This is a genomic window from Vreelandella aquamarina, from assembly GCF_900110265.1.
GTDB lineage: Bacteria > Pseudomonadota > Gammaproteobacteria > Pseudomonadales > Halomonadaceae > Vreelandella > Vreelandella aquamarina.
This window is the reverse complement of record NZ_FODB01000028.1, coordinates 33,785-44,934: the sequence shown is the minus strand read 5'-3', so window position 1 is coordinate 44,934 and position 11,150 is coordinate 33,785. Positions and strand designations below refer to the sequence as shown.

At 57.5% G+C, this 11,150-nt stretch carries 10 protein-coding genes and 1 pseudogene; 2 read left to right on the top strand and 9 right to left on the bottom strand.

What is annotated here, in order from left to right; genetic code table 11:
• Nucleotides 1–256 (bottom strand): annotated as a pseudogene (locus tag BMY49_RS17565) (hypothetical protein); the annotation flags it as partial.
• Nucleotides 257–685: 429 nt separating this feature from the next.
• Between BMY49_RS17565 and BMY49_RS09490 the strand changes: the two are divergent.
• On the top strand, nucleotides 686–1,012 hold the full coding sequence (locus BMY49_RS09490) for a hypothetical protein (protein WP_044629306.1): 327 nt from the start codon (nucleotides 686–688) through the stop codon (nucleotides 1,010–1,012).
• A 64-nt stretch (nucleotides 1,013–1,076) separates the two neighbouring features.
• On the opposite strand, the gene cysZ is transcribed toward BMY49_RS09490, so the two are convergent.
• From cysZ to BMY49_RS09460, 6 genes are all read right to left on the bottom strand, one after another.
• Nucleotides 1,077–1,811 (bottom strand): sulfate transporter CysZ, encoded by a 735-nt coding sequence (gene cysZ / locus BMY49_RS09485; RefSeq protein ID WP_044629307.1) that lies wholly within the window; start codon nucleotides 1,809–1,811, stop codon nucleotides 1,077–1,079.
• 69 nt (nucleotides 1,812–1,880) lie between these two features.
• Nucleotides 1,881–2,606: a phosphate signaling complex protein PhoU gene (gene phoU, locus BMY49_RS09480; RefSeq protein ID WP_044629308.1), complete on the bottom strand. Its 726-nt coding sequence runs from the start codon at nucleotides 2,604–2,606 to the stop codon at nucleotides 1,881–1,883.
• A gap of 30 nt (nucleotides 2,607–2,636) precedes the next feature.
• Nucleotides 2,637–3,449: a phosphate ABC transporter ATP-binding protein PstB gene (gene pstB / locus BMY49_RS09475; RefSeq protein WP_044629309.1), complete on the bottom strand. Its 813-nt coding sequence runs from the start codon at nucleotides 3,447–3,449 to the stop codon at nucleotides 2,637–2,639.
• A complete protein-coding gene (gene pstA / locus BMY49_RS09470) occupies nucleotides 3,443–4,855 on the bottom strand; it encodes a phosphate ABC transporter permease PstA (protein WP_044629310.1) in 1,413 nt (470 codons plus the stop codon). Before pstA ends, pstB begins: the two co-directional genes overlap by 7 nt.
• Nucleotides 4,855–5,973, bottom strand: a complete 1,119-nt coding sequence (locus tag BMY49_RS09465; RefSeq protein ID WP_074211264.1) for an ABC transporter permease subunit — start codon at nucleotides 5,971–5,973, stop codon at nucleotides 4,855–4,857. The genes pstA and BMY49_RS09465 overlap by 1 nt, the downstream gene beginning before the upstream one ends.
• A 95-nt stretch (nucleotides 5,974–6,068) precedes the next feature.
• A complete protein-coding gene (locus tag BMY49_RS09460; protein WP_371827825.1) occupies nucleotides 6,069–7,001 on the bottom strand; it encodes a PstS family phosphate ABC transporter substrate-binding protein in 933 nt (310 codons plus the stop codon).
• Between the two features lie 146 nt (nucleotides 7,002–7,147).
• Here BMY49_RS09460 and BMY49_RS09455 point away from each other — a divergent pair, with 146 nt between their 5' ends.
• The gene (locus tag BMY49_RS09455; RefSeq protein WP_058577681.1) at nucleotides 7,148–7,561 is read left to right on the top strand and encodes an acyl-CoA thioesterase; all 414 of its coding nucleotides are present in this window, start codon (nucleotides 7,148–7,150) and stop codon (nucleotides 7,559–7,561) included.
• 91 nt (nucleotides 7,562–7,652) lie between these two features.
• Here BMY49_RS09455 and BMY49_RS09450 read toward each other — a convergent pair whose 3' ends face one another.
• Both BMY49_RS09450 and uvrD read right to left on the bottom strand, forming a co-directional pair.
• The gene (locus tag BMY49_RS09450) at nucleotides 7,653–8,741 is read right to left on the bottom strand and encodes a TRAP transporter substrate-binding protein (RefSeq protein WP_062374504.1); all 1,089 of its coding nucleotides are present in this window, start codon (nucleotides 8,739–8,741) and stop codon (nucleotides 7,653–7,655) included.
• Between the two features lie 144 nt (nucleotides 8,742–8,885).
• Nucleotides 8,886–11,084: a DNA helicase II gene (uvrD, locus tag BMY49_RS09445; RefSeq protein ID WP_089675450.1), complete on the bottom strand. Its 2,199-nt coding sequence runs from the start codon at nucleotides 11,082–11,084 to the stop codon at nucleotides 8,886–8,888.
• Nucleotides 11,085–11,150: the final 66 nt, after the last annotated feature.

Genomic DNA, 11,150 nt, shown 5'->3' with positions numbered 1-11,150 from the left:
CGTAACTGAACAGCAGGGGCTGCCCAGCGAAGCGCTCGCTCAGCTGGCGAACCAGCTTGTCGATGGCCTTGGGTTCGTTGGGAATCTCACCGCGGAACTCGGGCGCCTGGCGCCCGATCTCGGCGATGGCCACCGAGATGCTGACCTTGTGCACGTCCAGGCCAATATAAGCGGCATGGACGTTGCCGGCGGCGCTGACACGCTGGGCAACGGCCCGCTCGACAACAGCTTGCTGAGTTGCGTTAGACTGTTTCATGACCTGCCTCCCTCAATAGTGGCTCTGCATTTTGGTCCCTACCTCAACGTAATCCACGACGTTGAGGAGGGGCAGGTCAATCCATGATGTCTACTCGATCCTAACACATAAACCCCAGCGAATGGCATGGCTGCCCTCTTGGCGGGGATAATGAAGCGGTTGGGCAGCGAGGCAAGTGAGTCAATTTGCGCCACTTATCCGACGCATGTGTCATTATTACACAATATTTTTGCATGGATAATGATTTTGCGGCTTTATATTGCGCGAAATTGAAAAAAATAAATTTATGTTTTTAAAAGATATTTAATTAATTTAGTGTTTTTGGCATCATGTATGCATTGGCGAGATGTAAAGTTAGCCATTAGTCGTAGTCGCTTAATTGGTTTCCACTCTACGTCGACTGGCTCAATGTTAAAGGAGTAGTAATTTATGTTTTTCAAAGACAAAGAGTTAGCTAAAAAAGCTGCAGTGTTAGGTGTTGCTTTTGGTTTGGTAGCAAGTCCGATGGCATTTGCCCAAACATCCATTGAACTCAACAAAGACCGCTCTGCAGGACACGATGTGATGCAGCCTAACTCGCACAATACGTCAGGCCCGGCTCAGTACTCTGCTAGTGACTTGACCCGTAATGAAGGCGATACGCTGGACTACTCCACTTCAAGCAGCGTCAGCGATTCCAACAGCGTGGCTACCAGTAAAGCTGGCTATGATGCTAGCGAGCTGAACCGTGATGAAGGTGATGATCTTCGTTGGTAAGCGTTGATATTAATTCCACAAAAAACCCCGCTCCGACGGGGTTTTTTGCGTATGGCTGCGTGTTCTAACGACGTGCGACAACATCTTGGGTGTCACGGTAGTGACCATCCCACATCAGCACCGCCCCCGCTACGGCGCCAGGAATTAAAAACAGATTGGCAAGCGGGATCCAGGTGACCAGCATGATCAGCCCGCCGTAGGTGAGGCTTGGCCACCAGCGGTGCGAGAGACGGCTGCGCATATCGCGAAACGTGACCTTGTTGTTATCCATCGGGTAATCAAGGTAAGTGATGGCCATCACCCAGGCGGAAAACAGTGCCCACAAGATCGGTGCCAACAGATTGAGGCCTGGTATCCAGCTGAGAATAAACAGCGCCGCCATGCGCGGCAGAATATAGCCGAGCTTGACCAGTTCGCGACCCAGTGCATCGATGGCCGTTTTAGCTAGCCCGCGATCATCCAACGGTTCCCGTCCTGTGGCTTGACGCTCGACTTTAGCGGCTAAAAAGCCGTAAAACGGCGCGGCAATCAGATGTGTCACCAGGGTGAAGGTAAAAAAGATCACCACCAAGAGGCTAACGAAGAAGAGCGGCCAGATAAGCCAAGAGAGCCACTCCAACCAGCTGGGGACCATGGTCATGGCACTGTCGAGCCAGCTATCAAAGCGGTTGAGCACCAAGCTTAGCATGCTGGCATACACGATGAGGTTGACCAGGATCGGCAGAAAAATGTAGCGCCGCAGCCCTTTTTGGTACACCAAACGTGTGCCTTGGCTCAGCGCCGTTATTGCATCCACCATGCTTGCTCCTTAAATAAAAACGCCCAGATGTGTCATCTGGGCGTATTGCAGGAGGAATTACCTGCTAGGTCAAGACTTTTTAAGCACCTTCTGCTCTAAGGTGTCGGGGTCGCTGTGGCGAATATCCAGGCCCTTCACCAGGTAGACCACGTACTCTGCCAGGTTATTGGCGTGGTCGCCCACACGCTCTAGTGCCCGCAGTACCCACATGATGCTGAGGACGGAGCTAATAGAGCGGGAGTCTTCCATCATAAAGGTCATTAGAGAGCGCATGGCGCTGCCGTATTCGTCATCCACCGACTCATCTTCACGCACAACCTGCATGGCAAGTTCGGTATCGAAGCGGGCAAAAGCCGTCAGTGCATCGCGCAGCATTTTACGCACGTGTTCACTGATGTGACGCACTTCGACCAGGCCACGAATGCCGCCGCTGTTTTCACTCAGCAGTAGGGCGTTGCGGGCAATTTTGCTCGCCTCATCGCCAATCCGCTCAAGGTCTGAGGTGGCACGAATAACGGCCAGCACCAGACGAAGGTCCGAGGCAGCCGGCTGGCGACGGGCCAGGACGCGAGTACACTCATCATCAATCTGCAGTTGCAGGTCGTTCACTTGGCGGTCGTTGTCACGCACTTTTTCGGCCAGACGGCTGTCGCCTTCCAACAGGGCGTGAACGGCGTCTTGTACCTGTTTTTCCACCAGACCGCCCATGGCCATCAGGTGGGTTTTCAGCTCTTCCAGCTCCTGGTTGAACTGGCGAGAGATATGCTGGCTGTGGCTATCGCTCGTAATATCCATTGAGCACTCCTGACGTAACGTCGGTTGGGCCTAGGTCATGCGGCCGGTAATGTAGTTTTCAGTGCGTTGTAAACGCGGGTTGGTGAACACTTGATCCGTTGGCCCGTATTCAACGAGTTCACCTTGCTGCAAAAAAGCCGTGTAGTCGGATACCCGTGCGGCTTGCTGCATATTGTGGGTAACCAGTACCAGCGTGAGCTGGGATTTCAGGTTACGAATTAGCTCTTCAATTTTAAGCGTAGAAATAGGGTCGAGCGCCGAGGCAGGCTCATCCAATAGCAATACATCGGGCTGTACGGCCAGCGTGCGGGCAATCACTAAGCGCTGCTGCTGCCCACCGGATAACTGCCACGCGGAACGGTGCAGGCGATCTTTCACCTCATCCCACAGGGCGGCTGAGGTGAGCGCCCACTCGATAATATCGTCGCGTTTGCGCTTAGGCAGGCGCCCCTGCAGGCGCAGCCCAAACGCCACGTTTTCATAGATCGACATCGGAAACGGGTTGGGCGTTTGAAACACCATGCCCACACGGCGTCGCAGCTCGGTAACGTTCATCTGCGGGGCGTGGATGTCCTGATCTTCTAACTGGATTTGCCCATGGTGCGTCACCGACTCATTCAGGTCATGCAGCCGATTAATCGCACGCAGCAAAGTAGATTTGCCACAGCCCGACGGGCCGATGAAAGCGGTGACTCGATGGCGAGGCACGTCAAGCGTTAGGTCGCGCAACGCCGTTTTCCCCGCATAAGCGAGGTGAAACTGGTTGATGCTCAAACAGCAGGTCTCGGCTGAAAATCGAGTTACCGGTGCTTGAGCTGGGTTGGCGGACGATAACGCTAGCATTCGTTCCCTCGTTGACGCCTTAAATAATGACGCAGAAATATGGCAGTTAGATTAAGCACCAGCACAATCAGCACTAACAGCAGAGCGGTGGCAAACACCAGTGGGATAGCGGCTTGGACATCTTCACCGTGAAAAGCGGTATCAAATAAATGATAGCCGAGGTGCATAAACTTGCGCTCTAGATGCAGATAGGGAAATTCGCCATCGACGGGCATTTGCGGGGCCAGTTTCGCCACGCCCACTAGCATCAGCGGGGCGACTTCCCCTGCGGCTCGAGCTACCGCCAAAATCACACCGGTGAGCATCGCTGGTGTCGCCATGGGTAGTACCACGCGGGTCAGCATCTCCAAACGGGTGGCACCCAGCGCCACTGCACCTTCCCGCTGGGCGTCGGGAATACGCGCCAGCCCCTCTTCGGTGGCTACGATGACGACCGGCAGCGTTAGCAGCGCCAGGGTCAACGATGCCCAGAGCAGGCCGCCGGTTCCAAAGGTGGGCGAGGGCAGCGCATCCTCAAAAAACCAGCTGTCAATGGAGCCGCCGATGCCGTAAACGAAGACCCCAAGGCCAAACACCCCATAAACAATCGAGGGCACCCCCGCGAGATTACGCACGCCGATGCGCACTAAGCGGGTCAGGCGGTTCTGGTGCGCGATTTCATTCAGATAAATGGCGGCCAGCACGCCAAACGGTGTCACGATGACCGACATCAGGATCACCATCAGCACCGTCCCGAAAATAGCGGGCCAAACGCCGCCACCGGTATTGGCTGCACGCGGGCCTTCGCTGAGGAATTGCCAAATGCGCTCACTCCAGACGACGACTTTCTGCCCCCAGGACATGGCGTTGGGCGCTTGAAAAAGTGTGACGCCCGACAGCGGCTGGGTAATGGTGTGCCCATTGGCGGCGGTCAGTTGGAGTTGTGCGTTAGGGCGCTGGCTGTCGGGCAGTGTCAGGGCTCGAGCGACAAACGCCCAGGCGGCGGCGTCCTCAAAACGCTGACCTTCGCTCTCTACGGCCTCTAGGCGACCAATAAAGTCGCCCCAGGGGGAGCGCTCTAACCGGATGAGGTCGTCGGGTACGGCGACGGTGTCGATATCGTCCAGGGCCACCCAGCGCCAGCTTGCGCCGTCGATATCTCGGTTGCCGGTAAAGTAGAGCCGCTCTATGCCCGCTGTGTTAGGCAGAGGGGTTTCTCGCACCGGCTGGCCGATGACCGTTTCGCCTGAGTGAAGGGTGGCCTCTTCCAGCGCGGCGGGCCAAAAGTGGCCAAGTCCGCGCGTGGCGAGCAGGGTGAGCAGCGTGGCGAGCATCAGCAGCGACAAGGCAACGCTAGCGGCGCACAACCAGGGCCACAGCAGACTACCCATAGCGCTGATACGAGATGGACGAAATGACCAGCGCATTAGAGTTTACCTCCTAAACGCTGATAGCGCCGCCGCAGACGTTGACGCACCACTTCCGCTAACGTATTGACTAAAAAGGTGAAGATAAACAAGGATAGCGCGGCAAAAATTAGTAGATGGTACGTAAGGCCTCCGGGAGAAGCTTCCGGCAGCTCAATCGCAATAGACGCAGAAAGCGAGCGTAGCCCTTCAAAGGGGCTGGCGCTAAAGAGAGCGGTGTTGCCGCTGGCCATTAACACAATCATGGTTTCGCCCACGGCGCGCCCGGCACCAATCATGACCGCTGAAAACACTCCAGGCCCAGCCGTGGGAAGTGCCACTTTCCACAGCGCTTGCCAGCGGCTGGCCCCTAAGGCTTGGGCACCCTCCATTAAACTTGCGGGCACATCGGCAAGGGCGTCTTCTGCCAGCGAGTAGATGCTGGGAATCACCGCAAACCCCATGGCAATCCCCACAATTAGCGCGTTGCGAGTGGCGTAGTCCAGCCCGTACTGTTGGTCGAGCAGGCGGCGAAGATCGCCGCCGAACCACGCTTGCTCCATCAGCGGAGATAGCCATAAGGCCAGCGTGACCATGATGGCCAGCCACGGCATCAGCCAGACGCCTGCCCAAGAGAGCGGCAGCCACTGGCGCAGGCGGGCGTTGGCGAGATACCAGAGCCCGCCTGCCAATGCGGCGCTAAGCGGTAGCCAAACGATCACTAGCAAAGTGCTGGCTAAGTGACGCTCTACCCACGGCGCTAGCAGTAGCCCGGCAACAAAGCCCACCACCACGCCGGGGATGGCTTCCATCAGCTCAAGAATAGGTTTTACCCGGCTGCGCAGTCGTGTCGACATAAACAGCGCCGAATACATGGCCGCACCCAGCGCAATAGGCGTGGCAAACAGCATCGCGGCGAGGGCTGCTTTAAGAGTACCCCAGGCAAGCGGTGATAAGGTGCTGAGCGAAAACGCGTCACCAAATGCCAGCAGCGGCAGTGTTTCCCAAATAAGGAAAACGCCAATGGCGAGGATGGCCAACAGAACACCAATACCACCGGCGGTGATTAGCCCGGTCGCAATACGGTCGTGGATAAGGCGCAGCGGCTGACGCAAAAAAGGAAGCCGTGGAGGAGTCATGTCGACATCATAAAGAAACGAGTGCCGTAGCAAAAAGTACGTACATGGCCGAAGCTTTATACCCTACGTCATGTTTATGACAGTTAAGTGACAGTTTAGTCGCCAAGCAGTAGAGGTGAGCGCTGGGTCTGAGGCAGAGGCACAAAGCCAGCGGCTTGTACAATTTGTTGCCCTTCATCCGAGAAAATCAGTTCAAGAAACGCCTGCTCGGCGGGCGGCAGTCTCTCACCGGGCGGCAGGTTAACGTAAAGGTAGAGATCCCGCGAGAGCGGGTAGGTATCGTCCTGAATTGTCGCCACGCTGGGGGTAATGGCAGTGCCTTTATCGTTGATCAGCGGTAGCGCGCGTACCATGGGATTTAAGTGGTTATAGCCCGCATAGCCCATGGCGTTGGGAGATTCGCCTACGGCGGCAATCACCGCTGAAGAGCCGGGGTGTTCGCTAATATCGCGGCGAAACTGGCCGTTACATAGCGCCTGTTCCTGAAATAGCCTATGGGTGCCCGAGGCTAAATTTCGGCCGTGCAGGGCAATTTTTCCATAGGGCCACTGATCTGCGGGCAGCAGGTCTTCCCAGCGGCGAATGGGTTGGGGTCCTCCGCAGTCCAGCGATGTGGAAAAGATGGCATCGGCCTGCTTGCGGGTTAGCGATGCCAGTGGGTTATGACGGTGAACCACCAGCAACAGGGCATCCCGAGCGACGCTCAGCTCGTGAGGGGGGTAGCCGTAACGTTCGATAAACTGCTGGCGCTCGCGCTCGGTTATCGGGCGCGACATCGGCCCAAAGCGCGTTGTGCCCGCTACCAAGGCGGTCGGTGCGCTGGCGGAACCGCCTGCTTGAAACTGCAGCGTAATATCAGGGTAGCGGTGATGTAACGCTTCCCCCCAGCGTAGCATTAGCCCCGCCATGGTGTCGGAGCCAACCGCCCCTAAAGTGCCCCCAACAGGGCTTGGTTGCCCCCAAGCGCAGGCGCAAAAAAATAGCAGCCCGCCTGCCAACCAGAGGCGGTAGTGTTGGTTAAACCTCAAGCGATAGCGCTTCAAACCATTGCCCTTCAAACGTCACCCCTCTTATGATTAACTATCTATCGCCAGCCTGTTGCGATGCAGCAACACGGCACTCATCCGTATCACCGAGTAACATCACAACAATAACCTTACAAAGCGACCACCTTATGACACCGCTGGACACCGACTTGGACGATGTACCCGCCCCAAAAGGGCAGCTCACCTTAAAGTTACTGGCTTCTCGACAAGATACCAATCTCTATGGCGATATTCCTGGCGGCTGGCTGGTGAATCAGATGGATCAAGCGGCGGAGTTGGCCGCCGGGCGCGAAGCCGGCGGGCGCACTGCCACGGTGGCCATTGAGGCGATGGACTTTCTCAGCCCTGTGCGGGTGGGCTCTATGGTGAGCGTGTATACTCAAGTGCAAGACATTGGCCACAGCTCCATCAAAATTGATGTAGAGGTATGGGTGCGCCCGCCCCACGGCCGCCATATTGAAGAGCGCCAGAAAGTCACCGAAGCACGCTTTGTGATGGTGGCGCTGGACGACAATGGGCGTATTCGCGCCGTACACGGCTAAGCTTTCTGTCACTTGTTCTATCTACAAAGCAGCAAAAAGGGCGCCGAGGCGCCCTTTTGTCATTAGCCGAGTGTCATTAGCCGAGAACAGGTTATGCACCTACGTTGTCGCGGCTCTTCAGGTAAGCGTACTCACCTGCATCGCTAAACGGGCGCACCACTTTCTGGAACGCTGAGTAGGATTCGTAAACGCGGCGAGACTCTTCGTCGCTATCTACCTGACGCTGAATGGCCTCTTTAGACGACTCGTACAGCGCGGCCATCACGTCTTCCGGGAAGGTGCGCAGCTGCACACCGTGCTCTTCCACCAGCGTTTCCAGGGCCTGGGCGTTGCGGTAGGCAAGCTCGCTGATCATCGCTAGGTTAGAAGCGCGTGCCGCTTCGCGGATCACGTCCTGCAGGTCTTCCGGCAGCGCATTCCACGCATCCAGGTTGATGGTGCCTTCAAGGACGGCAGAGGGCTCGTTCCACACTGACGTGTAGTAGTAGTCTGCCACTTGGTGCAGGCCAAAGGCCAGGTCGTTATACGGACCCACCCAGTCAGCGGCGTCTAGCGCACCGGTTTGTAGCGAGGTGAAGATTTCTGAACCGGCCATGTTCACGGTGCTCACACCGATGCCGTTCATGGCTTCACCGGCGAGACCCGGCAAGCGCAGCTTCAGGCCCTGCATATCGTCGAGGGAGTTGATCTCTTTTTTGAACCAGCCCGCCATCTGCGTGCCGGTGTTACCCACGGCAAACGGCTTCAGATTGTGGTTGGAGTAGATCTCATCCCACAGCTCCTGGCCACCGCCGTGGTACAGCCACGCGTTCATTTCGGTGGTGGTCATGCCAAATGGCACGGCGGTGAAGAACTGAGAAGCCGCGACTTTACCGCGCCAGTAGTAAGACGCGGAGTGACCCATTTCAGCCGTGCCTGCGGCGACGGCATCAAAGACTTCCAGTGCCGGTACCAGCTCGCCTGCACCGTGAACGCGAATGCGCATGCGGCCGTTAGAGAGCTGTTCCACACGACGAGCAAAGTCGTTAGCACCGGTACCCAGGGCGGGGAAATTCTTCGGCCAAGAGGTGACCATATCCCAGGTGTAGGTTTCGTTAGCGCTGGCGGTAGAAACAAAGGGGGCAGCAGCGACACCGGCGGCACCTAGGCCGGCGGTTTTCAAAAATTGGCGGCGTTGCATGGCGGGCATGACTCCGAAATTATAGGCTGTTTTTTATAAGCGCAGTGAGCGCAGTGTCCGCCCGCCAGTATGCGCTAAGCAGCTTTTATAGGGCAAGTGTCTGTCTTCCCTTGCCCTTTTTAGGCTTTAAAACGGCGATAGGTTTTAAAGCGGCGTAAGCTTGGCAAACCCGAGCACGAGCCACTTCACGCCGTTACCGTCGAAGCTTACCTGCACGCGAGCACGGGCACCTTCGCCCTCGGCGTTGAGAATAATCCCCTCACCAAATACCGGGTGCTCGACCCGCTGGCCGACATGCAGCGCAGGCAGCTCGCCGTCGCTCTCGATACTGGTTTGGGCGAAGCTTTGCCGCGATGCGGTTACCGGGCGGGAGATATGGCCCCTTAGGCGCACTTCTTCCAGCAGGTGGGGCGGCAGTTCGCGCAGAAAGCGCGAAGGGCGTGGAAACACCTCTTTTCCGTGCAGGCGACGGGTTTCTGCGTGGGTCAGGTAGAGCTTCTGCATGGCGCGGGTAACGCCTACATAGCAAAGCCTACGCTCCTCCTCGAGCCGCCCCGGCTCCTCCACCGACATCTTATGCGGGAACAGCCCCTCCTCCACACCGGCGATAAACACCACGGGAAACTCTAGCCCTTTCGCCGAGTGCAGCGTCATCAGCTGCACGCTGTCCTCGAACTCCTCGGCTTCATGGTCGCCTGCGTTGAGGGCGGCTTCCGAAAGGAAGGCTTCCAGCGCGGCCATGCCTTCTCCGGCTTCCGGGGTCTCGAAGGCGTCGCCATGGGTGAAGGCGCGGGCAGCGGTGACCAGCTCTTCCAAGTTTTCGACCCGCGCCTGGCCTTTCTCACCACGCTCGCTTTGATGGTGCTCGATCAACCCGGTGCGCGCCGTGACGTGGTCGATGATCTCGTGGAGCGGCAGCCCGGACGTGTCGTTGTCCAGCTGTTCGATCAAGTTGGTAAAGGCCTGCACGGCGTTGCCCGCCCGGCCTCTTAAGGTGCCATCCTGAATCGCGTCGTGGAGCGCCTGCCAGAGCGAAACGCCCTGTTCCCGTGCGCGGTGGCGGACGATTTCCACCGTGCGGGTGCCAATGCCTCGGGTGGGCACGTTGATGACGCGTTCAAGGGAGGCGTCGTCGTCCCGGTTGAGCAGCAGGCGAAGGTAGGCCAGGGCGTTTTTGATCTCCAGTCGCTCATAAAAGCGGTGGCCGCCGTAGATGCGGTAGGGCATCCCTTGGCGAATCAGCGTCTCTTCCAGCAGTCGCGACTGGGCGTTGGAGCGGTATAGGATGGCGACATCACGACGGTTGAAGCCCTCCTCGATTTTCTCTTTGATGGTGTCGACGATGTAGCGGGCTTCTTCCAGGTCGTTGAACCCGGCATACACCGAGATCGGCTCGCCCTTGATACCATCGGTCCAGAGGTTTTTACCCAGCCGTTCGCTGTTATGGCTAATCAGCGTGTTAGCGGCTTCCAAGATTGCGCTGGTAGAGCGGTAGTTCTGTTCCAGACGCACCGTATGGGTATCGGTAAACTCCTCTTCAAAGCGGCGAATATTCTCCACTTTGGCGCCGCGCCAACCGTAAATCGACTGGTCATCATCGCCGACCGCTGTCATCGGCGTTTGTTGGCCGGTGAGCAGTTTCAGCCACGCATACTGGAGAGTGTTGGTGTCTTGGAACTCGTCTACTAGCACATGCCCAAAGCGCTCGCGGTAGTGGTTCAGCAGCGGTGGGTTATCGCGCAGAAGCTCCAGGCTGCGCAACAGCAGCTCGCCAAAATCCACCAGCCCGCCACGTTCACAGGTGAGCTGGTAGCGCTCGTACAGCTCGACCATTTGTGCCAAATAGCCATCACCGTTGACGTTGACCTGATGCGGGCGCAGCCCTTCCTCTTTGCAGCCAGATACAAACCCCTGCACCTGGCGGGGAGGGAAACGCTCGTCGTCAATGGCGTAATCTTTGAGCAGCCGTTTGATCAGCCGGAGCTGATCGTCGGAATCAATGATTTGGAAGTGTTGCGGTAGGCGGGCATCTTGCCAATGGGTGCGCAGCAGCCGGTGGGCAATGGAGTGGAACGTACCGACCCACACGTGGCGCATGGAAATACCCAGCAGCGCTTCTAAGCGTGTGCGCATTTCCCGTGCCGCTTTGTTGGTAAACGTGACCGCCAGCAGCGCATAAGGAGACAGCCCCTCGGCCTGCATCAGCCAGGCAATGCGGTGAACCAGCACGCGGGTTTTACCGGAGCCAGCGCCCGCCAGTACCAGTAGGTTGCCCTGGGGGGCACTGACGGCCTCTCGCTGGGCGGGGTTGAGCTGATCGAGTATCGCCGTGACGTCGTCCATATAAGCCGCTGCCGGTTCGAAAAAATGGGCGGCCAGTTTAGCACAGCCCGCCCACTGGCTGGGTAT